Origin of the sequence: Serratia sp. BNK-33-b (assembly GCF_048684565.1) — a bacterium.
GTDB classification, from domain to species: domain Bacteria; phylum Pseudomonadota; class Gammaproteobacteria; order Enterobacterales; family Enterobacteriaceae; genus Serratia; species Serratia marcescens.
In genome coordinates this window covers 3,896,610-3,919,485 of sequence record NZ_JBLQTZ010000001.1, presented here as the reverse complement: position 1 = coordinate 3,919,485, position 22,876 = coordinate 3,896,610, and the positions used below count along the sequence as shown (strand labels likewise).

At 59.9% G+C, this 22,876-nt stretch carries 25 protein-coding genes; 18 read left to right on the top strand and 7 right to left on the bottom strand.

From position 1 onward, the window contains the following. The first annotated feature begins 62 nt into the window (after positions 1-62). The 4 genes from ACMGGK_RS18980 to ACMGGK_RS18965 all read left to right on the top strand — a co-directional run bounded on the left by ACMGGK_RS18980 (position 63) and on the right by ACMGGK_RS18965 (position 2,673). Positions 63-1,238 carry a type I restriction endonuclease gene (locus ACMGGK_RS18980; RefSeq protein WP_016928919.1) on the top strand — a complete coding sequence of 392 codons (1,176 nt, stop codon included), beginning with the start codon at positions 63-65 and terminating at the stop codon, positions 1,236-1,238. Between the two features lie 239 nt (positions 1,239-1,477). Further along, on the top strand, positions 1,478-1,807 hold the full coding sequence (locus tag ACMGGK_RS18975) for a hypothetical protein (RefSeq protein WP_049299703.1): 330 nt from the start codon (positions 1,478-1,480) through the stop codon (positions 1,805-1,807). A 75-nt stretch (positions 1,808-1,882) separates the two neighbouring features. Then, positions 1,883-2,335 carry a thiol-disulfide oxidoreductase DCC family protein gene (locus tag ACMGGK_RS18970; protein WP_049299702.1) on the top strand — a complete coding sequence of 151 codons (453 nt, stop codon included), beginning with the start codon at positions 1,883-1,885 and terminating at the stop codon, positions 2,333-2,335. 86 nt (positions 2,336-2,421) lie between these two features. Beyond that, entirely contained in the window at positions 2,422-2,673 is a 252-nt protein-coding gene (locus ACMGGK_RS18965) for a hypothetical protein (RefSeq protein ID WP_016928917.1), read from the top strand. Here ACMGGK_RS18965 and ACMGGK_RS18960 read toward each other — a convergent pair. From ACMGGK_RS18960 to ACMGGK_RS18950, 3 genes are all read right to left on the bottom strand, one after another. Then, positions 2,664-3,212, bottom strand: coding sequence for a GNAT family N-acetyltransferase (locus tag ACMGGK_RS18960; RefSeq protein WP_016928916.1), 549 nt, complete (start codon positions 3,210-3,212; stop codon positions 2,664-2,666). The two genes, ACMGGK_RS18965 and ACMGGK_RS18960, sit on opposite strands and share 10 nt — an antisense overlap. Positions 3,213-3,307: 95 nt before the next feature. Continuing rightward, complete coding sequence (locus ACMGGK_RS18955) at positions 3,308-4,051, bottom strand: DUF2076 domain-containing protein (protein WP_049299701.1); 744 nt, start codon at positions 4,049-4,051, stop codon at positions 3,308-3,310. 107 nt (positions 4,052-4,158) lie between these two features. Further along, complete coding sequence (locus tag ACMGGK_RS18950) at positions 4,159-4,962, bottom strand: helix-turn-helix transcriptional regulator (RefSeq protein ID WP_033641179.1); 804 nt, start codon at positions 4,960-4,962, stop codon at positions 4,159-4,161. A 117-nt stretch (positions 4,963-5,079) separates the two neighbouring features. Here ACMGGK_RS18950 and ACMGGK_RS18945 point away from each other — a divergent pair, with 117 nt between their 5' ends. Further along, a complete protein-coding gene (locus tag ACMGGK_RS18945; protein ID WP_420277129.1) occupies positions 5,080-5,850 on the top strand; it encodes a class I SAM-dependent methyltransferase in 771 nt (256 codons plus the stop codon). Positions 5,851-5,907: 57 nt separating this feature from the next. On the opposite strand, the gene aqpZ is transcribed toward ACMGGK_RS18945, so the two are convergent. Then, entirely contained in the window at positions 5,908-6,603 is a 696-nt protein-coding gene (gene aqpZ / locus ACMGGK_RS18940; protein WP_004940529.1) for an aquaporin Z, read from the bottom strand. 426 nt (positions 6,604-7,029) lie between these two features. Here aqpZ and ACMGGK_RS18935 point away from each other — a divergent pair, with 426 nt between their 5' ends. Continuing rightward, positions 7,030-8,391, top strand: a complete 1,362-nt coding sequence (locus ACMGGK_RS18935; protein WP_049299699.1) for an esterase-like activity of phytase family protein — start codon at positions 7,030-7,032, stop codon at positions 8,389-8,391. A gap of 31 nt (positions 8,392-8,422) precedes the next feature. Here the strand turns inward: ACMGGK_RS18935 and ACMGGK_RS18930 are convergent, their stop codons facing one another. After that, entirely contained in the window at positions 8,423-9,598 is a 1,176-nt protein-coding gene (locus tag ACMGGK_RS18930; protein WP_016928910.1) for a low temperature requirement protein A, read from the bottom strand. Positions 9,599-9,907: 309 nt separating this feature from the next. Between ACMGGK_RS18930 and ACMGGK_RS18925 the strand changes: the two genes are divergently transcribed. Together ACMGGK_RS18925 and ACMGGK_RS18920 are read left to right on the top strand one after the other, a co-directional pair. After that, entirely contained in the window at positions 9,908-10,192 is a 285-nt protein-coding gene (locus tag ACMGGK_RS18925) for a YdgH/BhsA/McbA-like domain containing protein (protein ID WP_004940519.1), read from the top strand. A 241-nt stretch (positions 10,193-10,433) separates the two neighbouring features. Then, positions 10,434-10,991: a class I SAM-dependent methyltransferase gene (locus tag ACMGGK_RS18920; RefSeq protein ID WP_016928909.1), complete on the top strand. Its 558-nt coding sequence runs from the start codon at positions 10,434-10,436 to the stop codon at positions 10,989-10,991. On the opposite strand, the gene ACMGGK_RS18915 is transcribed toward ACMGGK_RS18920, so the two are convergent. Then, entirely contained in the window at positions 10,992-11,453 is a 462-nt protein-coding gene (locus tag ACMGGK_RS18915; protein ID WP_164052884.1) for a GNAT family N-acetyltransferase, read from the bottom strand. It lies immediately after the preceding gene. Between the two features lie 219 nt (positions 11,454-11,672). On the opposite strand from ACMGGK_RS18915, the gene ACMGGK_RS18910 reads away from it, so the two are divergent. The 4 genes from ACMGGK_RS18910 to aroL all read left to right on the top strand — a co-directional run bounded on the left by ACMGGK_RS18910 (position 11,673) and on the right by aroL (position 16,110). Further along, entirely contained in the window at positions 11,673-12,788 is a 1,116-nt protein-coding gene (locus ACMGGK_RS18910) for an ABC transporter substrate-binding protein (RefSeq protein ID WP_420277128.1), read from the top strand. Further along, positions 12,781-14,904 carry a TonB-dependent siderophore receptor gene (locus ACMGGK_RS18905; protein ID WP_420277127.1) on the top strand — a complete coding sequence of 708 codons (2,124 nt, stop codon included), beginning with the start codon at positions 12,781-12,783 and terminating at the stop codon, positions 14,902-14,904. The genes ACMGGK_RS18910 and ACMGGK_RS18905 overlap by 8 nt, the downstream gene beginning before the upstream one ends. 53 nt (positions 14,905-14,957) lie before the next feature. Then, entirely contained in the window at positions 14,958-15,476 is a 519-nt protein-coding gene (locus ACMGGK_RS18900) for a GNAT family N-acetyltransferase (RefSeq protein WP_337060305.1), read from the top strand. A gap of 109 nt (positions 15,477-15,585) precedes the next feature. Beyond that, positions 15,586-16,110, top strand: a complete 525-nt coding sequence (aroL, locus tag ACMGGK_RS18895) for a shikimate kinase AroL (RefSeq protein ID WP_016928904.1) — start codon at positions 15,586-15,588, stop codon at positions 16,108-16,110. Between the two features lie 36 nt (positions 16,111-16,146). Here aroL and ACMGGK_RS18890 read toward each other — a convergent pair whose 3' ends face one another. Further along, the gene (locus tag ACMGGK_RS18890) at positions 16,147-16,890 is read right to left on the bottom strand and encodes a helix-turn-helix domain-containing protein (RefSeq protein ID WP_420277126.1); all 744 of its coding nucleotides are present in this window, start codon (positions 16,888-16,890) and stop codon (positions 16,147-16,149) included. A 96-nt stretch (positions 16,891-16,986) separates the two neighbouring features. On the opposite strand from ACMGGK_RS18890, the gene ACMGGK_RS18885 reads away from it, so the two are divergent. The 6 genes from ACMGGK_RS18885 to ACMGGK_RS18860 all read left to right on the top strand — a co-directional run bounded on the left by ACMGGK_RS18885 (position 16,987) and on the right by ACMGGK_RS18860 (position 22,815). Further along, the gene (locus ACMGGK_RS18885; protein ID WP_097102683.1) at positions 16,987-17,391 is read left to right on the top strand and encodes a nuclear transport factor 2 family protein; all 405 of its coding nucleotides are present in this window, start codon (positions 16,987-16,989) and stop codon (positions 17,389-17,391) included. Between the two features lie 47 nt (positions 17,392-17,438). Next, a complete protein-coding gene (locus tag ACMGGK_RS18880; RefSeq protein WP_015376810.1) occupies positions 17,439-17,639 on the top strand; it encodes a YaiA family protein in 201 nt (66 codons plus the stop codon). Between the two features lie 144 nt (positions 17,640-17,783). Beyond that, positions 17,784-18,284, top strand: coding sequence for an RNA polymerase sigma factor (locus tag ACMGGK_RS18875; protein WP_025301723.1), 501 nt, complete (start codon positions 17,784-17,786; stop codon positions 18,282-18,284). 76 nt (positions 18,285-18,360) lie between these two features. Next, entirely contained in the window at positions 18,361-19,314 is a 954-nt protein-coding gene (locus ACMGGK_RS18870) for a FecR family protein (RefSeq protein ID WP_049299694.1), read from the top strand. Positions 19,315-19,470: 156 nt separating this feature from the next. After that, positions 19,471-22,170 carry a TonB-dependent receptor gene (locus ACMGGK_RS18865; protein WP_049299693.1) on the top strand — a complete coding sequence of 900 codons (2,700 nt, stop codon included), beginning with the start codon at positions 19,471-19,473 and terminating at the stop codon, positions 22,168-22,170. Positions 22,171-22,248: 78 nt separating this feature from the next. Beyond that, on the top strand, positions 22,249-22,815 hold the full coding sequence (locus ACMGGK_RS18860) for a hemophore HasA (RefSeq protein WP_016928898.1): 567 nt from the start codon (positions 22,249-22,251) through the stop codon (positions 22,813-22,815). Positions 22,816-22,876: the final 61 nt, after the last annotated feature.

Sequence of the window (22,876 nt, the reverse complement as noted above, 5' to 3'; positions counted from 1 at the left end):
AAAAGCATTTTTGAACGTGTGATTTGAGACTACAGCGATTTAACACAGCAGAGGGATGGTTGATGAATGCATTCAGAGATAAGCTTAAGGCCCATGTTCTTCATGTGGCCTCTGTAGGCCAGCATTGCAATACTGAGGAAACGACTAAACAGGCATTAATTTTGCCGTTATTAGAAACCTTAGGCTTTCATCCGTATGACCCTACTAAGGTGAAGGCAGAGTATGGTGCTGATTTTCCAGGTGTTAAGGTGGGTGAGCGCGTTGATTACGCCCTTTTTTGTCATGCTGTTCCCGTCATGTTCATCGAGGCGAAGTCTTTCAATCAAAATCTGTCAAATCATAGTCCCCAACTATCTCGTTATTTTAATGCGACACCGGAGGTCACGGTTTCTGCAATAACGAATGGAAAAGAATGGCGATTTTTTACCGACCTGAAAGATAAAAATATCATGGATGATACGCCATTCTTGAAGATAGATTTTAATAATCTAAACGACTCTGATATTGATCAGCTCTATCGATTTAGACACGACCAATTTCAGCCGGAAGCGCTGCGAACCTTAGCTGAGGAAAGTATCTATCTGACTTCATTTACAAAAACAATCAGCGCCAGCCTTCGAGACGTTGATTCAGATTTTGTTCGTTATGTGGCAAGTCGCTCTAACGTTCAGCGTCAGCTAAATCAACGTTTTTTGGACACAATAACGCCATTGGTTCGTTTGGCTGTTGAAAAAGCGGTGAGTGCGATGGTCGTTTCTGGTTTGTCTGTGACGTCGGAAAATGTTGTAGCGTCTGAGTCACCAGATGAAGGTGAAATGCAAAACAGACCCGACCCGCTTGCCCCGATCGTTGACCCCGAAAATAGTAAAATAGTGACAACCTTTGCAGAAAGGTGTTTGTTTGACAATGTGGCGATGATCTTGGGCAATGAGGCAGAGCTGATTGCGAAAGACACGGAAAGCTATTACAGCATCCTCTTTCAAGGAAAGACGACGCGATGGGTTCTGCGTTATTTCGACAATAAGCAACGTCCAACCATTTTGCTTCCGCTTGAGATAGACGATGCCAGGCAGGCTGAGATAACTCGCGCCGGCCTGGAGTTGGCTGCAGGGGGGCATATCATTATCGACCGCCCGGAAAATATTTTGCGGCTAACGGGTTTGATCGTTGATTCTTACCAATATTGTATTAATGACGAAAACTTTAGGCAGAAGAGAAAAGATAAGCAGGAAAGTTAGTCCATACCCACTTTAACCCATTGATTTAAAAAAGAACATGAAGAGCTTTCCATGCAGGGCGGCATGTGCCGTGCGGAAAGTGGGAAAGATCGGAATGCTTACCAAATCTTCTGTTTTCATCACGTTAGACACGGGATGTAAGCAAAACGCAGTGAGGCGAAAAGGTAGCGAAAAGCGGCTTTCTCATGGGCCGGGGGCGGGGTAGCGTAATCCCGAACCCGGCAAATGAGGCTAATTCAATGAAACAAGCAATCAAGATCCTGGCGCTGCCCTGCATGGGCATGGCGCTATTGTTCAGCGCGAGCGCGATGTCGGCGCCTGAGAAGCCTGCGGCCAACGCGTTGCCGCCTTTGATGGATGCGCCGATGCGCATGCCGCCTTTCCCGGGCGGGCACCCGCCCAAGCCGGGATTCTGCCACGGCGGCGAGCTGTTCTGCGCCACCTCGGCCAGCGACAATCCGGTGGAAACCATCAACAAACTGACGGCGGTGATCCCGGCGGGCAGCGCCAAACATTACGAAGTGCGCGTCGCGGTGGTGGCCGTGCCTGACGCGCCGCCTGCGTCTTAACGAGCCCTGTCATCCCGTCCTGGCCTGGGCGCGCCAGGCGCGTTAGGCTAAGGAGAGCGGTTCTCGGGAGGCGGGATGACCCTTTTATCACAGCTGCCTTATCTCCAGCCCGGCGATCGCGCGCTGTTGTTCGACGGCGAATGCAATCTGTGTCACGGGCTGGTGAGATACCTTATTCGCGCCGATCGGCAGCGGCGCATTCTGTTGGCGACGGTGCAATCCGTCGAAGGGCAGGCGATCCTGCAGGCGCTGGGATTGCCGACCGATCGATTCGATTCCGTGGTCTATGTTGAGCAGGGGCGCTGTTGGCTACGTTCGGCGGCGTTGTTTCAGGCGCTGCGCCAATTGGGATGGCCGTACCGCGCGCTGGCGCTGGCGCGTTACCTGCCGCCGCGACTGGCGGACAAGGTCTATGATGCGGTCGCCGGCAATCGCTACCGGCTGTTTGGCCGCAACGACGGTAGCGGCCTGCCGGGCGCCGATCAGCCCGGGCGTTATCTGTCTCGGCGGCGGGAGCCGCCGGCCTGAGCTTTACGCTTCTTTACCATCCAATCGCTTGAAATATCAGCACTCCAACTCCATATAATGGAACGTTCAACCAACAAGGAGCGCGTATGGGAATCAGTGAAGAAGAGCGCATTCGCCGTTTGACCCAGGAGAAAAACGACATGGGCAATACGGCGAAATGGGTGGCGATCGTTTCCGCCGTGTACTTTGCCTTGATGGTGTTTTACGGCCACCCGACCGGCGTGTTGGCGATGTCGGGCGCGGTGTTCATCGTGTCGACCACTACCTGGCTAAAGAAGCGTCAGAAGGTCAAATCTTATCGCATGGCATTGGCCAAAATCAGCGACGATCAGCCCTGATAGTCGCCGCGCTTTAGTGTGTACACCAGGCTCGGCGCCGCGCCGGGCACGTCATCCAGCGTATCCACCCGCCGCATGCCGATCTTTTCCAGCACTCGCCACGACGCCTGATTCTCCGCTCGCACAATGGCGGAAATTTCCTCCATCGCCAATCCGACAAAACCATATCGCAGCGAAGCCCGCGCCATCTCGGTGGCCAACCCCATGCCCCAGACGCGTGTATCGAATCGATAGCCGAGGTTCACGGTGCGCTGCGCGCCGAGCGGTTTCCAGGACAATCCGCCAAAGCCGATAATCCAATCCGGCCGTTCGCGCAGGGCGATCGCCCAGGAACCGTAACCGTGTTGTTGCCACCCGGAAATCCTCTCTTGCAGCGCCGAGGCGGCCTGCGCTTCGCTGGTGAGCGGGCCGGCGGGATTGAAACGCTGGGTTTGCGGATCGCCGAAGATGGCGTAGAAACGTGCGAGATCCGCCATCACCGGCGGGCGCATCTGCAGGCGTTCGCTGAAAAAAGGGTCTGAAGGAGTAAGGCTCATCATCGTTTCTCCCGGCTGGATAAATGAACAGTGTTCACTGTAGACCAGATTGGTGAAACGGGAAATCCCCCTCTGCGGGTGAGAGGGGGCGAAGGGAATTACAGGAAGGAGTCGTCGTCGTCGCTGTAATCGTCGTCGGCGTAATCCGTGTCGTCCTGATAGCTGGCGTTCTGGAAGCCGTTGTCCTGGTTCAGGAAGCTGCCACCATCGCCGTTGTTGAAGGTATCGAGGTTGTTGGAGGCGTCGAAATTGCGCATTGCGCTGTCGTCCAGCGGCGCCGGGGTTTCCTCGATAATATTTACGATTTCCTGTGGTTGCGAATGGCGGAACATGCCGGTCAGCATGTCGGCCAACACCACGCCGCCAGCGACGCCCGCCGCCGTTTGCAAGGCGCCTCCCAGGAAGCCGCCGGCGCGTGAAGGCGCCGCCTGCTGCGGTTGGGCATAGGCAGGCTGCTGCTGCTGCGCGTAGCCCCCCTGCTGCGCGTTGTTCCAGGCCGCCGTATTTTGCTGCTGTGCCTGATACTGTTCGCGCGGGCTTGGCGTGCGGCTGCCGCCGCCGAACAGACCGGCCAGGAAGCCGCCGCTGCTCTGCTGGCCGTTGGCGGTTTGCTGCAGCTGTGCCACCTGAGCCTCCAGCTCTTTGACCCGCTGATCCATCTGCTTGAGCGCCGCCTCCTGAATAATCATCGCCTGCGCCATGTAATAAGGGGCGGAAGGCTGCTCGCGAATATGCTGGTTGATTTGCTGCTCTGCCTGGAGATCCCGTGGGCCCGTCTTGGTCTCGGCGTCTTTCAGGCGGCCAAACAGACCATCGATAAGGCGTTGTTCTTCGGATTGCATAGGAGTACCTCAGGAGATAAATAACGGTGCTGGATGATCATTATCATCGGTATTAATCACCCTAGCGCGTTTACATGAACCAATAAATAAATGGCGGGTAAACTTGCCTATGAATTTGTTACCAATTGCGGCAGCGGGATGAGCATCACCAGCTTCAGACCGGCGTGTTCTGCCGGGTGGAAGGTCAGTTGGCGATAGCGCAGTGCGCCTTGCCGAGAATGTTCGAACGCTCTTTCGCCGCCTTCGCGCGCCATGACGTCATGTTGCTTCCACCAGTGATTAAAGTCCGCGCTGTTGTGCGTCATGTTGCGCACGAAGGCGCGCATCTCTTCGGTATTTTGATGATGGCTGGTCTCGGCGCGAAACTCGGCCACCACGCGGCGAGCGCGTTCCTCCCAATCGCTGACCAGCGTTTTCGCCAACGGGTGGAAGAACATGAAGTGCAGCAGGTTGGGGCTGTTGGCCACATCCAGCCAGCCGCTGAACAGCGCCGCCGCCTGCGGGTTCCAGGCGACGACGTTCCAGGTCACGTCCAGCAGGTAGCAGGGCACCGTCATCTGGTGCACGCTTTGCAGCACCGCGTCGTTGGCGGTTTCGCGGTGTGTTTCCTGCTCGGGGTCGGCGACGCGCGCGAGGGTAAACAGGTAGTGGCGTTCGGCCGGGCCGAGCCGCAGCGCCTTGGCGATGCGTGCCAGCGTATAGGGGGAAATGGATACCTCGCGGCCCTGTTCGATCCAGGTATACCAGGTGGCGCTGATGCCGCTGATTTGCGCCAGCTCTTCGCGCCGCAGGCCGCTGGTGCGACGGCGCGAGGAGCTGGGCAGGCCGAGCATTTCCGGCGTGATGCGTTCGCGGTGCGCCCGCAGGAACGCGCCGAGGGCCTTTGGCCCGGATAAGGCTTCTGATGACATAGCGTGGTACCTATTTATACCAGGATAACTGCTTATATTGTACCCGTATAATAGCCTGATTATAGTAGCCGAAAGCCTTCAGGCACAGGCGCAAGCCGGATAATAACGGGAGCAAACATGAGCATCAGCAACAGCCATAAAAACGCGGTAGACCGGCAGTTCGGCGAGCAGGCCAACGCCTACTTAACCAGCGCGGTACACGCGCAGGGCAAGGATTTGCAACGCCTTGCACAGTTACTGGAACCGCACGCCGGCGCGCGCCTGCTCGATCTGGGCTGCGGCGCTGGTCATGCCAGCTTCACGGCGGCTGCCAGGGTAGCGCAGGTGGTGGCCTACGATCTGTCGGCGCAAATGTTGGCGGTGGTGAAGCAGGCGGCGGCGGAAAAAGGCCTGAATAACATTCAGCAGCAGCAGGGCGTGGCGGAGTCTTTACCGTTTGAAGACGCCAGCTTCGATCTGGTCATCAGCCGCTATTCGGCGCACCACTGGCACGACGTCGGCCAGGCGCTGCGCGAGGTCAGGCGGGTACTCAAACCGGGCGGCAGAGCGATCTTTATGGACGTGGTCTCGCCGGGGCATCCGCTGCTGGATATCTACCTGCAAACCGTGGAAGTGCTGCGCGACACCTCGCACGTGCGCAATTATGCGCCGGGCGAGTGGCTGACGTTATTGACCGAAGCCGGGTTGGTGGTGCGTGAGGTGACGTCGGATCGCTTGATGCTGGAGTTCGGCAGCTGGGTGGCGCGCATGCGCACGCCGGCGCATTTCGTTACCGCGATCCGCGCGCTGCAGCAAAGCGTGTCGCAGGAGGTGGCGGCGCATTTCGCCATTCAGCCGGACGGCTCCTTTACCAGCGATATCATGATGTTTGCAGTGACGAAGGGCTGAAAGCAACGGGGCAGCCGATGAAGGCTGCCCCGTGAAACGCGATCGACTGCGATACGCTTATTTTTTGTCTTCCAGCAGGCAGCGGTAGATCAGGCCGCCGATAATGCCGCCGACCAGCGGCACCAGCCAGAACACCCACAGCTGCTGCAGCGCCCAGGTGCCCTGGAAGATCGCTACGCCGGTGCTGCGCGCCGGGTTGACGGAGGTGTTGGTCACCGGGATGCTGATCAGGTGGATCAGCGTCAGCGTCAGGCCGATCGCCAGCGGGGCAAAGCCTGCCGGCGCGCGCTTGTCGGTCACGCCGTGAATAACGATCAGGAAGAAGGCCGTCAGCACCAGCTCAATCACGATCGCGGCTTGCAGAGAATAACCGCCCGGTGAGTGTTCGCCGTAACCGTTGGAAGCGAAGCCGCCTGCGGTGGCGTCGAAACCGGCTTTGCCGCTGGCGATCAAATACAGCACCGCCGCTGCGGCGATACCGCCGATGACCTGAGCGATAACGTAAGGAATCACGTCTTTCGCCGCGAAACGGCCGCCGGCGAATAAGCCGACGGTGACCGCCGGGTTAAAATGCCCGCCGGAAATATGGCCGACGGCATAGGCCATCGTCACCACGGTCAAACCGAAAGCGAGCGCGACGCCGAGGAAACCAATACCCAGCTGTGGGAATGCCGCTGCCAATACTGCGCTACCACAACCACCAAACACCAACCAAAATGTGCCAAAAAATTCAGCAAAAAGTCGCTTTGACATAGATTCCATCCTGCGGAATAGACTAACGGGCGTTAGCACTAAAAACTATAGAACAGCTTTTTGAGTTCATGCAGATATTCTATAGAATTTTCTTAATGCACCTTGAATAACGGCGGTATTAAATCCCTGGTATTTTATTTTGTCTATGAGAAAAACACCGTTTTTCCCCGTGCCGACGTGCGTTTGCCGTTTTTTTTATCTTTACTATAAGAATTTACCCTAAGCAAAATGGCGGGGTATTTTCGGGCGGTTTTTTCCAGCGGTTTTCTCCATTCAATACGCTCAGGTTAATTGCTAATTTCTATTTGCCAGCCAACCTTATTGCTTGTTTTACATTTGACGAAGCGCCTGTTGTCATCTAAGTGTCATGCTAAATTAATATCTTCTTCTGCCTGATAACGCTTCATTCAACCTCGGGTAAAAAACATGAGAATAAAATCGCTCTCCCTGCTGTTGGCTTCGCTGTTTCCGGTATTCACCTACGCTGCAGATATTGAGGTGGCGCGTTATGTGGTCGGCTTCCCCGGCGGGGAGCGCGTCGCCTATCAGGGGGCGTTTGCCAAGCATTTCCCGCAGGGGCTGCCGGTGGGGATCGGCTCAGGGCTGTCGTTCAATCGCAAGCAGGGCGACGATCTGGTGCTGACGACGCTGACCGATCGCGGCCCGAATGCTGATGCCCCTGCGGTGGGCAAGCAAGAAGCCAAGATTTTCGCCAATCCGCAATTCACGCCTCTGTTGATGGATATTCGCATCGGCGGCGGCAAGGCCGTGGCCGAGAATGCGCGGCCCTTGCATGACGAAAAAGGGCCGATTAGCGGGCTGCCGCTGCCGAGCGAGCTGATTGGTTCCACGAACGAAGTGGCGTTGAACGACGCGCTGCAACCGCTGTCCGGCGATCGCCGCGGGTTGGATACCGAAGGCATCATCGGTGATGGCAACGGCGGCTATTGGCTGTGTGACGAGTATGGCCCGTTTCTGATCCACGTCGACGACAAAGGCAAAATTCTCGCCAAATATGGCCCAACGCCGCAGGCCGGCGAGCAGGCGGTGGCGAGCGGTTTGCCGAACATCCTGAAGTGGCGCCAGCCTAACCGCGGTTTTGAGGGGCTGACTCGGATGCCGGATGGGCGCATTCTGGCGGCGGTGCAGAGCACGCTGGATGTCGATGGTAAAGGCAAAAACAAGGCGCAGTTTACCCGGCTGGTGAGCTTCGATCCGCGCAGTGGCAAAACTGCGATGTATGGCTATCCCATCGATATCGACCGCTATAAAAAAGCCAAAGACGCCAAGATTGGCGATGTCGTGGCGTTGGACAACCAGCGCATCCTGTTGATTGAACAGGGAACCGGTAAAGATAAGACGATGATCAACAAGATCTATCTGGTGGATCTCGCGCAGGCCAGCGATCTGAGTACGTTTGATGGCCAGGATAAAGCGCTGGAGTTCGACGACGCGCAAGATCTGGCTAAACGCGGCGTGAAGCTGGCGCAGAAACGGGAAGTGGCGGATCTGCGCCAGTTGGGCTGGCGCCAGGAGAAAGCGGAAGGGCTGGCGCTGATCGACGATCGCACGCTGGCGGTGATCAATGACAACGATTTCGGCTTGCAGGCGAAGCTGGTGGATGCGTCGCCAAAGAGCAAAAAAATCGGCGACTACCAGTTGGAGAAAGAAGGGCGGTTGAGCCTCGACGGCGACAAGACCGACGCCCGTATCGAATTGCGCCCTCTGGAGCAGCCGGAGTCGCTGAGCGAGCTCTGGGTGCTCACCTTGCCGCAACCCTTGAAGTGATCGAGAGGGGGCGACAGCGCCCCCGTTCGCTTCAGGCTTCCGCGTGCCGCTGCGGCGCTCTGCCGCGCGAGATGCTCTCCCACACCGCCACCACCACCATGATCAGCGTCGTCAGGCCATTGACCATCAGCAGATCGGTTAAATAGGCGACAGGGGCCAATACCGCCAACGCCAGCAGCCCAACCAGGTGCGACAGCGGGAAGCGGCGATACACCAGCCGTTTATACAGCGCGTTGGCGAACAGGTAGAGCGCCGGGCCGAGCAGTAGCACCGCCGCCGTGGCGTGTTGGATGCGGCCATCGGGATGGGCGATCACCAGCTCGTTGGCCACGGCGCAGACGATGATGGCACCCACCAGCGCGACGTGCACGTAGTGGAAATAAGCGCCCAGCTGGCCGGGGTTTTCCGCCTGGCTGATGGCGTGGCTGCCTGCTTTGCTGCTGGTGTCGAAGTAAACCCACCACATCGCCAGGCTGCCGAGAAAGGCCACCAGCGAGGCGATGAGCACCGGCAGACTCCAGCTTTCCATCTCGCTCAGGGTGGCGCCGGTGATCAGAATGGTTTCCCCCAGCGCCACGATAACGAACAGCTGGCAGCGCTCCGCCAGATGGTGGCCTTCGATGGTCCATTCGCTGCTGCTGTCCGAGCGCCCCAGCACCGGCAGACGGAAGCCGAACATCGGCGAGACGTATTCGCACAAGACGGCGATCGCCCACAGCGCCAGGCGGGCGTTGCCTTCCTCCAGCCCACCGGCGATCCAGAAGACGGCGGAGATGCACAGCCAGCCGAGGATGCGGCGAAAGTTCTGTTTCAACGGGTGACCAGGCGCCAGCAGGCGCAGCACCGTGACAGAGCGGCCGACCTGAATGGCGACATAGAACAGCGCGAAGATCAGGCCGCGCTCGCCAAACGCCTGTGGCAGCGCGGCGGCGGCGAACAGCCCCAGCAGCATGATCGCGAACAGCAGCAGGCGGATCTGACGGGTATCCGGATTGAACCAGTTGGTGACCCAGGCGGTGTATTGCCAGGCCAGCCAGACGGCGAACCACAGCAGCAGGGTTTCCAGCGCGCCGGTCAGCGTCAGATGATGCAACAGATAGTGGGAGAGTTGGGTCACGGCGAAAACGTAGATCAGATCGAACAGCAGCTCGGAAAATGACACCGAAGCGCCCTGACCGTCACGCACGCGCAGCAGGTTTTGCGACATAAGCGTTCTTCCTTAAAAGGGTAAGCCACAAAATCAGCGTAGCTCAGCGCGCTCCGGTGGGTAAAAAATCTTAAATAGACTCAGCGCGCGTTCTTTCTTTCACCCTGCCTTTAATTGTTCATCAAATAGGGGTAAGGTGAAGCCTATAAAGCCACTCTCGCCTGAAAATACACACCCGCTCTCACTTCCTCCTTATTCTCCTCACAATGATTGATGTTCTTTACGTTGCATGACGTCCGTTTTCATTGGCTGGCGGATAATTAACATCACTGACAACGAGCTAATAAACAAGAACACCTGGAGTCAATCATGAAACTCATCCCAAGCATCGCAGCCGTATTGATCGCCGCCGCTTCCTTCTCCACTTTCGCCGCGCCGCTGTCGTCGGTGAAACAGGTCAACAGCGAGCAGGCCGCCAATCTGCAAAGCATCGGCGTCGTGTCGGTTTCCGGCATTAGCGGCTCACCGCATGATGCCATCACCGCCCTTAAAGAAAAAGCCGCGGCGGACGGCGCCAGCCATTATCGCATTATCGGTCTGGACACCCCCGGGGATTCCAGCAACTGGCGCGGCAATGCGGAAATTTATCGCTAAGCATCGGCTTTTTTACGCTTTGGCCGCGGCAACGCGGTCAATAAAATAAATGGTCGTACTAATTATCTGAGTAGTCGGTGTTTAAACGACTTATTTTCAGGTCATTATTACGGCCGTTTTTCTTTGCGTGCCGCTGATGAGGTTGCATTTTATTACAACTGTGTCTGCCGCTTTCGGAATCATGTTAATGATTACTTAAGAAATTCGGCTCACATTGAGGGCTTAACCCAAGGAGGCCTCAATGTTAAATGCGACCCGGCTGCAACTGATGAATCACTTCGCTTACCTGCAGCAATTTATGGCTTCACCGCGCACCGTCGGTACGCTGGCACCTTCTTCCCCGTGGCTGTGTCAGGCGATGCTGAACCAGATTGAATGGACCCGGGCGCTGTCGATCGCGGAACTGGGGGCGGCCGACGGGGTGTTGACCAAACGCATTTTGGGGCGGATGCGCGCCGATGCGGCGCTGGAGGCTTTCGAAATCCAGCCCCATTTCGTGCATCGGCTGCGCGGGATAGACGATCGGCGGCTGCAGGTGATGGGCCATTCGGCGACCCGGATGGCCACGGATTACGACGTGGTGTTTTCCTGCCTGCCTCTGCTGTCGATCCCGGTCAGGATCAGCGTGCGCATTCTTCAGCAGGCCCGGCAGCGGCTGCTGGCGCGCAACGGCACGCTGGTGCTGTTCCAATACAGCCACCTGTCGGAAAAATTGCTGTCCCGCTATTTTCACTGGAGGCGCCTGCGGGTGGTGCGCAACTTCCCGCCGGCGCTGGTGTATGTCTGTACGCCGCGTTAGCTACAGCGTTTTCGCCATCACCACCACGTCTTCGTCATGCTGCCGCCGGCGTTCCAGAGGTTGCCAACCCCAGCCGGCGTACAGCGCTTCCGATTTGTCGGTGATGAGATGCAGAACCGAGTGATGGCGCTGCCGTGCCGCCTCGACGATGGCCATTTCAAGACGGTGGGCGATGCCCATGCGGCGGTGATCGGGATGCACGAAGACGCCGGCCAGCCACGGGGTGAGATCCTGGCGCTGATGGTCGTCGCTGGGCCACAGGCTGGCCATGCCCACCGGACGATCGCCGTCGATCATCATCAGCGTCAGGTGGTCGTCGCTTGGCCGGCTGCATTGGGCGAAGCGCAGCTGGGTGCGCGCCAGCGAACCGCCGCGCTGTGAGCCCCATTGGCCGAAAGCCCAGGCGGCGCACACATCGGCAAACTGCGGGCACTCCGACAGCGGAATGATGCGTTGAGTCATGGCGGTCTCCCGGTTTTTTTGCTGTTTCCCCCTCCTATTTAACCGATTTTTCCGCCATTTTTTTAACTTTTTAAAGCCGCTATTTTAGCGGTTTCACGGTGTTTCACCGCGTGCCCGGCACCGTTTCCCGGATTTCTTTTGGCAATCGCGGCGTGGGATTGCAAGTGCTAATGAGAGTGATTATCATGCGCACACTATTTCCCCCGTTTCGGCTCAATCATGCGCAATTCCCTCATTTTACTGCTGCTTTCCCTGTGGTTCGGCGTGTTCTCCGCCCAGGCGAAGACGGTGACCGATATCACCGGCCGCCAGGTCGCGGTGCCGGACAACCCGCAGCGCATCGTGGTGGGGGAGAGCCGCATGCTGTATACGCTGGCGCTGCTGGAGCCGGGCAACCCGGCGCAGCGCATCATCGGCTGGCCGGCGGATCTGGCGCGCTTTGATGCGCAAAGCTGGCAGCTTTATACGCAGAAGTTTCCCCAGATAGCCCAGATCCCCGTCATCAGCGGCAATAACTTTCGCCAGGTCAACATCGAAAGCCTGCTGCAGCTGAAGCCGGATCTGGTGATCCTGGCGCGCTACGCGCGTGAAGACGGCGACAACGATTTGCTGGTTTCCGCACTGAGCAAGGCCGGCGTGGCGGTGATCTACGTCGATCTGCGCATCGATCTGCTGAACAACACCGTGTCGAGCGTGCGGCTGCTGGGCGAAGTGCTTAATCGCCAGCAACGCGCCGAGCAGTTCATCGCGTTTTATCAGCAGCATATGGCGGTGGTTCAGCAACGGCTGGCGGGCTATCAGGGACCGAAGCCCAAAGTGATGCTGCACCTGCATCTGGGGCGGCGCGACACCTGTTGCACCACCGCCGCGCACGGCAACCTCGGCGATCTGCTGACCTTCGCCGGCGGCGACAACATCGCCAACGCCAGCGTCAAAGGGGTGTATGGCGAGCTGAACCCGGAAACCATTCTGAGCGCCAATCCCGACGTGTACCTCGCCACCGGCATGGCTGGGCCGCAGGGCAAACGGCTGTCCGATCTGCGTCTCGGGCCGCAGGTCAGCCCACAGGAGGCCGCCGACAGCTTCCGCCAACTGATCGCCAAACAGCCGATGCTGGCCAGCCTGCAGGCGGTGAAAAACCACCGCGCCTGGAGCGTCTGGCACAACTTTTACCTCAGCCCGTACCATGTCGTGCTGGTCGAGATGTTCGCCAAAGCGTTTTACCCGGATCTGTTCGCCGACATCAACCCGCAGCAGACCTTCCAACAGCTGTATCAGCAGTTTTTGCCGTTACCTTTTTCAGGGACCTATTGGAGTCAGTTAGATAATGAATAACAACAAGCGCGGCTGGTGGTGCGCATTGCCTTTGGCAGCCTGCGCGACATCGCCGGCGTGGGCGGCGGAAAAAGCCGCGCCGCAGGAAGAGAGCCTGGTGGTGGTCGGCCGCAAAGACGCCGACGGCGTGCAGAGCTATCAGCCGTTGACTAGCGTTACCGGCACCCGCAGCGAAACCAACCTGCTGAACGTGCCGCAGGCGATCGACGTGGTGCCGCAACAGGTGATTGCCGATCAGGCTGTCAGCAGCCTGGACGAAGCGCTGTACAACGTCAGCGGCATTACCCAGGCCAACACGCTGGGGGGCACCCAGGACGCGGTAATGAAACGCGGCTTCGGCGACAACCGCGACGGCTCCATTCTGCGCGACGGCGTGCGTTCGGTGCAGGCGCGCAACTTTACGCCGACCACCGAGCGGGTGGAGGTGCTTAAGGGGCCTGCCTCGATGCTCTATGGCATGGGCGAGCCGGGCGGGATGATCAATATGATCACCAAAAAACCCCAGCTGCAGCAGCACACCCACGTGGAAGGTTGGGGCAGCAGCTTCAACGGCGGCGGCGGCCAGCTTGACGTTACCGGGCCGCTCGGCACGTCGGGATTTGCCTATCGGATGATCGTCGATCACGATGAAACCGACTACTGGCGCAACTTTGGCCGCAATCGCCAGACGGTGATCGCGCCCTCGCTGATGTGGTACGGCGAGAACACCACCGTGCGGTTGGCCTATGAACATATGGAATATCTGGTGCCGTTCGATCGCGGCACCATTATCGATTCGCGCACCGGCAAACCGGTGAATACGCCGCGCGATCGCCGTTTCGACGAAGCCTATAACGCCACCCGCGGCGATCAGGACAGCGTCACTCTGCAGATCGATCAAACGCTCAATGAGCGCTGGAAAAGCTCGCTGACCTACGCCTACAGCCGCAACAGCTACAGCGACAACCAGGCGCGCGCTACGGCGCTGAACCCGGAGAGCGGCGCATTGAGCCGCCAGGCCGACTCGACCGCCCATGCCGTCAGCCACGCCAACGCGGTGCAGCTGACGCTCAATGGCGACGTGGACTGGGGCAGCATCAACCACCAGATGCTGTTCGGCTTTGATTTTGAAGATAACCGTACCTACCGCGGCGACATGATCCGCGGTAAAAAGAACAGCGATTTCAATATCTATCATCCGGTATACGGCCTGATGCCGCCGTCGACCGCGGTCAGCGCCAAAGACAGCGACCAGCGGGAAAATCTCACCAGCTACGGCTGGTTTATGCAGGACTCCATCCAACTGACAGATAAATGGCTGGTGATGGGCGGGCTGCGTTACGACGCTTTCGACGTCTATGCCGGCAAGGGGCGGCCGTTCCAGACCAACACCGACAGCTCGGACGGCAAGCTGGTGCCGCGCGCCGGTGTGGTCTACAAGCTGACGCCTTACGTGTCGCTGTACAGCAGCTATACCGAGTCGTTCAAGCCGAACTCTTCCATCGCTACCCAAATTGATTCGCTGCCGCCGGAACAGGGCAAGTCATGGGAAGTCGGCGGCAAGCTGGCGCTGCCGAACGGCGTCACCGGCACGCTGGCGCTGTTCGACATCACCAAACGCAACGTGATGGTCAATGAGCTGGTGGAGGGCGAAACCGTGACGCGCACCGCCGGGCGCGTGCGTTCGCAGGGCGTGGAGCTGGACGTGGCCGGTAATCTTACCGACTCGCTGAGCCTGATCGGTTCCTATGCGTATACCGACGCCCGCGTGGTGGACGATCCGGACAACAAGGGCAAAGAGATGACCAACGTGGCGCGCCATACCGCCTCGCTGTTCCTGACCCAGAACCTCGGCAGCCTGGGCCTGTACAGCGGCGATGAGGTGCGCATTGGCGCCGGTGCGCGCTACGTAGGGCGCCGCCCGGGCGACGCCGCCAACAGCTTCTACCTGGATAACTACACCGTTGCCGATGCGTTCGCCGCTTACACCATGCCGATCAACGGCTATCGGGTGAAATGGCAGCTGAACGTGAAGAACCTGTTCGATAAAACCTACTATCCGTCCAGCGGCGGCAATCTGCGCGTGGCGGTGGGGGAACCGCGTGAGGTGGTGCTGCGCGGCAGTATCGATTTCTGAGCCACGGGCGGTGAAATTTGCTTAAATAACCGCCCCAACGTTAAGGAGAACCCATGAGCCTGCAGATCCGTTTGGCGCAGCAGCAGGATATCGTGCATCTGATGGCGGTTGAGCGCTCGGCGGCGCAATTGTTTCGCCAACAGCCGGAATGGCGCTTTATCGCCGAAGGCGAGGTGATGGCCCCGCAGCAGCATGCCGCGTTTATCGCCGAGCGCCGTGAATGGCTGGCGGAAAGCGACAACGGCGAGTGCGCCGGTTTTATCGCCGTGCTGGCTCAGGGGAAAGACTGGCATATCGCCGAATTATCGGTCGCCGGTGCCTGGCAACGGCAGGGCGTCGGCCGCCGCCTGATCGGCGCGGTGGCGGAAGAGGCCAAACGGCAGGGGGCCGACCGCCTGACGCTCACCACCTTCATTGAGGTGCCGTGGAATGCGCCTTACTACCGGCGGCTGGGATTCCGGCCGCTTGACGATGCGCGGCTCACGGTCGCCCTGCGGCGGCACCTGGATGAAGATCTGGCGCACGGCTTTGCCGTCGGCAGTCGCTGTGCCATGGAATTTACACTATCGTAAATATTGAAATACAGAGCGGGCAGGGTATGATGCTGCCACCACGCCATCGCACCCGCTCGGTATTTTGGTATGCAATGCACTCAAGTCACCGCATAAGGGACAACCCGTAATGACACAAACCCTGTTCATGATAGGCGCTCGCGGAGCCGGCAAGACCACGGTAGGCAGCGCATTGGCGCTGGCGTTGGGCTATCAGTTCGTCGATACCGATCTGTTTATGCAGCAGGCGGCACAGATGAGCGTAGCGGAAATGGTCGAGCGCGAGGGCTGGTTGGGGTTCCGCCGCCGCGAGACCATCGCGTTGCAAACTGTGACCAAGCCGTCAACTATAGTTGCCACTGGCGGCGGCGCGATCCTGGCGGAGGAGAACCGTCAGTTTATGCGCCAGCATGGCACCGTTATCTACCTGCGCGCGCCGGCCAGCGTGTTGGCGCAGCGGTTGGAAGAGTACCCGGAAGATGCGCAGCGCCCGACGCTCACCGGCAGGCCGATCGCCGAGGAGATGCGCGAGGTGCTGGCCGCGCGCGAAGCGTTGTATCAGGAGGCCGCGCATTACGTGATGGATGGCGCCGCCGATCCGCAGCGGGTGGTGGAACAAATCCTCGCGGTGCTGCCGCGTGAGACGGTGAAGTAACCCTTTCTTCTCTTCGGGCGCTGGGCGCCCGTTTTCTTATTCCGCTTGCCGAGCCGGTGCAAAGTACGCCCCGGGCGTGACGCCGAAGCGGCGTCGAAAGGCGGCGATGTAGGCGCTGACGTTATCATAGCCGCAGGCGTCGGCCACCTCGCCAACCGCTTTGCCGCGTGATAATCCCTCCAGTGAACGCAACACCCGCGCCTGCTGGCGCCACAGCGCGAAGCTGATGCCGGTTTCCTGCAGAAAACGGCGGCTCAGGGTGCGCGGGCTGAGCCCGGCCCAGACGGCCCAGTCGCGCTGGCTGCGCGGGCTGGCGGGATCGTTCAGCAGCGCACGGGCGATGTTCAGCAACCGGGCGTCCTGCGGCAGCGGCAATTGCAGCGGCGCGCGGCTTGCCGCGTGCATTTCGTCCAGCAGCACCTGCAGCAGCCGCCGTTGCGGCGCACTCAGCGGGCCGACGGGGAACTGCGCGATGCGCGCCACCAGAGCCTGCAACAGCGCAGAGGCCGTGAACAGCTGCGGCAGCGGCGGCATCTCCAGCACGCTTTCCCTCGGCAGATACAGACTCCAGCCCGCCACGTCGCCGCAGGCCAGCGCCTGATGGGCGCATCCCGGCGGCAGCCAGCCCAGCGTGCCGCCGGTGATCGCCCATTGCCGGCCCGGGAGTTCCATTGCCAGCATGCCGCGCGTCAAGAGATAGATCTGGCCGCCTTCGTGCCGGTGCCAGGGCGTCAGGTGCTTTTTTTCATGCTGAAGGCGTTGGCTGCGGATCTGCGTCATGTTGGCCGTTTAACGTTATTGAAAGTCTTGATGTGGTTATTATGCCATCGCCTGGCCGGGATAGGATCGCCTTTCACCCTATTTCGGAGAAATGTGATGACTCAACTTACCCCGCTGAATCTGGTGCTCGATACGCTGCAGCAGGTGATAGCCAGCCCGGAGCATCGGCCGACGCAGCTCGCTGCCCGTTTCAGCGCAGGCTACCGCCAGCAGGTGGATGGCAAGGTGCTGAACTTCGAGCAGTTTGAGCAGCATATGGCGCTGCTGAAGCGGCAAACCCGCCGCATGACGCTGAGCGTGATCGCGGCGGCAGCGCAGGGCGAGGCGGTGCTGACCCACCATCTGGTCGAGGTGGAAAAGCGCGACGGTTCCCGCAGCCGCGTGCGGGTGCTGGCGCACTTCACCGTGCGTGAAGGGCGTATTTGCGCCTGCGACGAATTGACCGAGCTGTTGACGGGCGCCCCCGGCGATCGCGATCTTGGCTCGCGCGTGTCGGAATGAGGGCGGCTGCTATACTTGCTACTGTGTGAAACACACGGGAGAACGGCATGCGCGAAAATGATCAACCTGCTTATCCGCGGAGTGCCCGCGTCGTAGAGGTGTTTCGGGGTGACCCGAACCTGCATCTGCGCCGTTTTGAAGTGCGCACCGACGACATTGAGCCGAATACGCTGCTCAGTGAACATGAAACCGAGCAGGAAGCGCTCGACGCCAAGCACCGCTATGAAGACGAGGCGCTAGAGCACTGACCTGCAGCCCAGCGGAAACCGGCGTCAGGCCGGTTTCCTGTTTATCCCCGCCTTAGCACATATTTCCCAGAACAATATTGATAATGATAATCATTTATGTGATTTTTATCGCCCCTATTGGGTGTTTCACTTCTGGGAAAAGAGATGTCCAATTCCGAGTTGCAGGCGCTGTTTCTGCGCCATATGCGGCCGCTGCAAGCCTATTTGAACGCCAAACTGCGCGACCCTCAGCTGGCCGCGGATTTGGCGCAGGAAAGTTTTACCCGCCTTACCGAGCAGTATCCGCAGGGTAACATTCTCGATATTGAGGCCTACCTGTATAAAACCGCCAAGAATCTGATGCTCGACCATCTGCGCCAGCAGCAGCGGCGGCAGACCGAAGCGGTCGAAGACGACATTCTGGCGCAGTATCCTTCGGGTGAACCGGCGCTTGAACAACGGGCGATCGATAGCCAACTGCTGCAGTTGTTACAGCAGGCGCTGGCGGACATGCCGCCGCGCACGCAGCAGATTTTCCGCCTTAACCGGCTCGATGGCCTGACCCAGGCGCAGGTGGCGGCGCAGCTGGGCGTGTCGCTCAGCACGGTGGAAAAACACCTGGCCAGCGCGCTGGAGCGGCTGATGGCGCGGATGGAAGAACAATAATGGCAATTTTTTTACGGGTTTATCCGCGCTCAGACGTCTTAACCTATAACCAGAAAAAACAGAGGTCTATGCCATTATGAAACCGCTAACCGCACAGGCGCGACAGCAGGCGGCCGCCTGGGCCGTGAGTCTGGCCGAAGGGGCGCTGCCGGCCGATCGGCGGCGAGCGTTGGACGCCTGGCTGGCCGCCGATCCGCAGCATCCGGCGGCGCTGCGTCAGGCTCGCCTGCTATGGACGACGCTTGGGCAACTGCCGCCTGAGCAGCGGCAGGCGTTACAACCGCAGGTGGCGGCGCTGAAAACGCCATCTCGCCATCGATGGCCCCGCTGGGCGGTGGCAGCGGCGGTGGCGCTCGCCGTTTCATTCGGCGTTTATCGCGGGCCGGATCTGTGGATCGGCCTGCAGGCCGATTATCAAACCGTTCGCGGTGAGGTGCGCGAAGTTGCGTTGCCGGACGGCAGCCGGGTGGCGTTGGACAGCGGCAGCGCGATCGCGCTGGCGTATTCCGCAGACGAGCGCAAGGTGCGGCTGCTGAGCGGCGCCGCCTATTTTATCGTCGCGCCGTTGGGCGGGGCGGAACGTCGCCCTTTCAGGGTGGAGGCGAAAAACGGCGTCACCCAGGCGCTGGGCACCGAGTTCAGCGTGGCGCGCACTGAACAGGGCGTCGACGTCAGCGTGCATCAGCACAGCGTGCGGGTGACGCTTGAGCGCGGCGAGCGCTCGCTGGTGGTCGCGCAACGCCAGGCGGCGCATTACCGCAACGGGCAGCTGCAGCTGACGCGGCAAACGGCCGGTGATGACGCCTGGCGACGCGGCTGGCTGGTGATCGACCGCCAACCGCTGACGCAGGCGCTCGCGCAGCTCAACCGCTATCGCGAGACCCGCATCGTGGCGGTCAATCCCACGCTAAGAACGCGCACGGTCAGCGGCGTGTTCGCGCTCAATAAACTCGACGACGGCGTCGGCGCCATTCGTCAGGAACTCTCCGCCCGCCAACTGAATCTCCCCGGCATCACATTGCTTTACTGAGCGGCCAAGGCGGGCCGGGATGCCCGTTTCGCCGCTATTTTCACTTTCTGTAAAAAATCTTTACGGGTTTTTGCCTCCCGGAACGTCCTTATGTTTAAACGAGATTGATTTCCATTATCACTTGGTTTGGCATTCTTTCGGGTGGAACACACACGCATGTTTATTCACAAGGGAACCACGCCGGCCGGCCGATTGGCCACGGCGGTACGCGCCGCGCTGGCGGCGATGATGTTGACTCAGCCGGCGGTAGCGCTCGCCGCCCAGGCTGAGGCGAGCAGCGCGCAGGCCGCGCAGCAAAAGAATTTCAACATTGCGGCGCAGCCGCTGCAGAGCGCCATGTTGCGCTTCGCCGAGCAGGCCGGCATGCAGGTGTTTTTTGACGAGGTGAAACTCGATGGCATGCAGGCGGCGGCGCTGAACGGCAGCATGAGCGTAGAACAGGGCCTGCGGCGCTTGATCGGCGGCAATCCGGTGGCTTTCCGCCTGCAGCCGCAGGGGCAGATCGTATTGAGCCGGCTGCCGACGGCGAACGGCGACGGTGGCGCGCTGGCGTTGGACAGCCTGACGGTGCTGGGCGCCGGCGGCATCAACGCCAACGATTGGGTTTACGACGAACCGCGCTCGGTCAGCGTCATCAGCCGCGAACAGATGGACAACCGCCCGGCGCGACACGCGGCCGATATTCTGGAGCAGACTACGGGAGCCTATTCCAGCGTCAGCCAGCAAGATCCTGCGCTGTCGGTCAACATCCGCGGCATACAAGACTATGGCCGGGTGAACATGAATATCGACGGCATGCGGCAGAATTTTCAAAAGAGCGGCCATGGCCAGCGTAATGGCACCATGTACATCGATTCCGAACTGCTGTCCGGCGTGACCATCGACAAGGGCACCACCGGCGGCATGGGCAGCGCCGGCACGCTCGGCGGCATCGCCACCTTCAATACCGTCAGCGCGAGCGATTTCCTGGCGCCGGGCAAAGAGCTGGGCGGCAAGCTGCACGCCAGCACCGGCGATAACGGCACCCACTTCATCGGCAGCGGCATACTGGCATTGGGCAACGAAACCGGCGATATCCTGCTGGCCGCCAGCGAACGCCACCTCGGCGACTATTGGCCCGGCAACAAGGGTGACATCGGCAACATTCGCATCAATAACGACACCGGCAATTACGATCGCTACGCCGAGAGCATCAAGAACAACAAAATCCCCGACACCCATTACCGCATGCACTCGCGGCTGGCCAAGGTGGGCTGGAATCTGCCCGCCAACCAGCGCCTGCAGCTGAGTTATCTGCAGACCCAGACCGCATCGCCGATCGCCGGCACCTTGACTAACCTGGGCACTCGCCCGCCCTATGAACTGGGCTGGAAACGCACCGGCTACACCGACGTGATGGCGCGCAACGCGGCGTTCGACTACAGCCTGGCGCCGGAAGACGTCGACTGGCTCGATTTTCAGGCCAAGCTGTATTACGTCGATACTCAGGACGACAGCGACACCTACAGCACCAGTTCGCTGCTGGACAACGGCTACGCGACGCGCACCCGCCTGCGTACCTATGGCGCACAGGCGCAAAACACCTCGCGCTTCAGCCTGGCGCCGGGGCATGACTTCCGCGCCAATTACGGGCTGGAGTTCTATTACGACAAAGCGACCAGCGACTCTTCTCGCCAAGGCATGGAAGGGGTGACGCCGGCCGGCAACCGTTCGGTAGCCAGCCTATTCGCCAATCTGACCTACGACTACGACGGCTGGCTGACGTTGGAAGGCGGGCTGCGTTACGACCGCTATCGCCTGCGCGGCCAGACCGGCCTGAGCTATCCGGATTTGGCCAAGGATGGGCAACGCTACACGATTGACAATCCTTGCAAAGCGTTGCGTCTGACCGGCTGTTCAACCACCACCCGCGAAGATTGGGACGTGGATCGCGATCAGGGCAAGCTGTCGCCGACGCTGGCGGTGGCGGTGCGCCCCGGCGTGGAGTGGCTGGAGCTGTATACCACCTACGGCAAATCCTGGCGGCCGCCGGCGATCACTGAAACGCTGACCAACGGCAGCGCGCACAGTTCTTCCACGCAATACCCCAATCCGTTCTTGCAGCCCGAGCGTTCGCGCGCCTGGGAAGTCGGGTTCAACGTGCAGCAGCCGGATCTGTGGTTTGAGGGCGATCGGTTGGTGGCCAAGGTGGCCTACTTCGACACCAAAGTGGATAACTACATCAACCTGGCGATAGATCGCAATAAACCGGGGCTGGTGCAGCCGAGCATCGGCAATGCCGCTTACGTCAACAATCTGTCGAAAACCCGCTTCCGCGGGCTGGAGTACCAGCTCAACTATGACGCCGGGGTGTTCTACGCCGACCTGACCTACACCCACATGATCGGCAAAAACGAGTTCTGCTCGAACAAGGCCTGGTTGGGAGGGCGTCTGCGCTACGGCGACGGCTCGCGCCGCGGGAACTTCTATGTTGAGCCTGATGCCGCTTCCAATGACTTCGTCACGTGTGATGGGGGGACGCAGTTCGGCTCCGCCGCCTACCTGCCGGGCGATCGCGGTTCGGTGACGCTGGGCGGGCGTGCCTTCGATCGCAAGCTGGACGCCGGGGTGACCGTACGCTTTGCGCCGGGTTATCAGGACAGCTCGGTACCGTCCAACTACCCGTACCTGGCCGACTGGCCGAAGTACACCCTGTTCGATCTGTACGCCAGCTACAAGCTGACCGACAGCCTGACGCTGCGCGGCTCGGTGGAGAACCTGACCAACCGCGCCTATGTCGTCAGCTACGGCGAGACGTTGGCCAATACCCTGGGGCGCGGCCGCACCGTGCAGGGCGGGGTGGAATACCGTTTTTAAGCAGTAAAAGGGCGTTGCTCATCCTTGAGCACAAGGGCCGCCTCGCAAGGGGCGCCGTTCATCAATGGAGATAGAGAAATGGCATTTTCAGTCAATTATGACAGCAGCTTCGGCGGTTACAGCATTCATGACTATCTGGGCCAGTGGGCTTCGACATTCGGTGATGTCAATCACACCAACGGCAATGTCACCGACGCCAACAGCGGCGGCTTCTATGGCGGCAGCCTGTCCGGTAGTCAGTATGCCATCAGCAGCACGGCAAACCAGGTGACCGCCTTCGTGGCGGGCGGCAACCTGACCTACACGTTGTTCAACGAACCGGCGCATACCTTGTACGGCCAGCTGGATTCCCTGTCCTTCGGCGACGGTTTGAGCGGTGGCGATACATCGCCGTACAGCATCCAGGTGCCTGACGTCAGCTTTGGCGGCCTGAACCTCAGCAGCCTGCAGGCGCAGGGTCATGATGGCGTGGTGCACCAGGTGGTGTACGGCCTGATGTCCGGCGATACCGGCGCGCTGGAGACCGCGCTGAACGGCATCCTCGACGACTACGGCCTGAGCGTCAACTCCACCTTCGATCAGGTGGCGGCGGCGACGGCGGTGGGCGTGCAGCACGCCGACAGCCCGGAACTGCTGGCGGCCTGATCGCGGCCGTTTGCCCGCCGGCGCCGTGCGCCCCGGCGGGCGTTTTCTCGTTTTTAGCCGA

Bases quoted from the DNA above. Each gene is read 5' to 3' on its own strand.
- ACMGGK_RS18980 (WP_016928919.1), top strand. From the start codon at position 63: ATGAATGCATTCAGAGATAAGCTTAAGGCCCATGTTCTTCATGTGGCC.
- ACMGGK_RS18975 (WP_049299703.1), top strand. From the start codon at position 1,478: ATGAAACAAGCAATCAAGATCCTGGCGCTGCCCTGCATGGGCATGGCG.
- ACMGGK_RS18970 (WP_049299702.1), top strand. From the start codon at position 1,883: ATGACCCTTTTATCACAGCTGCCTTATCTCCAGCCCGGCGATCGCGCG.
- ACMGGK_RS18965 (WP_016928917.1), top strand. From the start codon at position 2,422: ATGGGAATCAGTGAAGAAGAGCGCATTCGCCGTTTGACCCAGGAGAAA.
- ACMGGK_RS18960 (WP_016928916.1), bottom strand. From the start codon at position 3,212: ATGATGAGCCTTACTCCTTCAGACCCTTTTTTCAGCGAACGCCTGCAG.
- ACMGGK_RS18955 (WP_049299701.1), bottom strand. From the start codon at position 4,051: ATGCAATCCGAAGAACAACGCCTTATCGATGGTCTGTTTGGCCGCCTG.
- ACMGGK_RS18950 (WP_033641179.1), bottom strand. From the start codon at position 4,962: ATGTCATCAGAAGCCTTATCCGGGCCAAAGGCCCTCGGCGCGTTCCTG.
- ACMGGK_RS18945 (WP_420277129.1), top strand. From the start codon at position 5,080: ATGAGCATCAGCAACAGCCATAAAAACGCGGTAGACCGGCAGTTCGGC.
- aqpZ (WP_004940529.1), bottom strand. From the start codon at position 6,603: ATGTCAAAGCGACTTTTTGCTGAATTTTTTGGCACATTTTGGTTGGTG.
- ACMGGK_RS18935 (WP_049299699.1), top strand. From the start codon at position 7,030: ATGAGAATAAAATCGCTCTCCCTGCTGTTGGCTTCGCTGTTTCCGGTA.
- ACMGGK_RS18930 (WP_016928910.1), bottom strand. From the start codon at position 9,598: ATGTCGCAAAACCTGCTGCGCGTGCGTGACGGTCAGGGCGCTTCGGTG.
- ACMGGK_RS18925 (WP_004940519.1), top strand. From the start codon at position 9,908: ATGAAACTCATCCCAAGCATCGCAGCCGTATTGATCGCCGCCGCTTCC.
- ACMGGK_RS18920 (WP_016928909.1), top strand. From the start codon at position 10,434: ATGTTAAATGCGACCCGGCTGCAACTGATGAATCACTTCGCTTACCTG.
- ACMGGK_RS18915 (WP_164052884.1), bottom strand. From the start codon at position 11,453: ATGACTCAACGCATCATTCCGCTGTCGGAGTGCCCGCAGTTTGCCGAT.
- ACMGGK_RS18910 (WP_420277128.1), top strand. From the start codon at position 11,673: ATGCGCAATTCCCTCATTTTACTGCTGCTTTCCCTGTGGTTCGGCGTG.
- ACMGGK_RS18905 (WP_420277127.1), top strand. From the start codon at position 12,781: ATGAATAACAACAAGCGCGGCTGGTGGTGCGCATTGCCTTTGGCAGCC.
- ACMGGK_RS18900 (WP_337060305.1), top strand. From the start codon at position 14,958: ATGAGCCTGCAGATCCGTTTGGCGCAGCAGCAGGATATCGTGCATCTG.
- aroL (WP_016928904.1), top strand. From the start codon at position 15,586: ATGACACAAACCCTGTTCATGATAGGCGCTCGCGGAGCCGGCAAGACC.
- ACMGGK_RS18890 (WP_420277126.1), bottom strand. From the start codon at position 16,890: ATGACGCAGATCCGCAGCCAACGCCTTCAGCATGAAAAAAAGCACCTG.
- ACMGGK_RS18885 (WP_097102683.1), top strand. From the start codon at position 16,987: ATGACTCAACTTACCCCGCTGAATCTGGTGCTCGATACGCTGCAGCAG.
- ACMGGK_RS18880 (WP_015376810.1), top strand. From the start codon at position 17,439: ATGCGCGAAAATGATCAACCTGCTTATCCGCGGAGTGCCCGCGTCGTA.
- ACMGGK_RS18875 (WP_025301723.1), top strand. From the start codon at position 17,784: ATGTCCAATTCCGAGTTGCAGGCGCTGTTTCTGCGCCATATGCGGCCG.
- ACMGGK_RS18870 (WP_049299694.1), top strand. From the start codon at position 18,361: ATGAAACCGCTAACCGCACAGGCGCGACAGCAGGCGGCCGCCTGGGCC.
- ACMGGK_RS18865 (WP_049299693.1), top strand. From the start codon at position 19,471: ATGTTTATTCACAAGGGAACCACGCCGGCCGGCCGATTGGCCACGGCG.
- ACMGGK_RS18860 (WP_016928898.1), top strand. From the start codon at position 22,249: ATGGCATTTTCAGTCAATTATGACAGCAGCTTCGGCGGTTACAGCATT.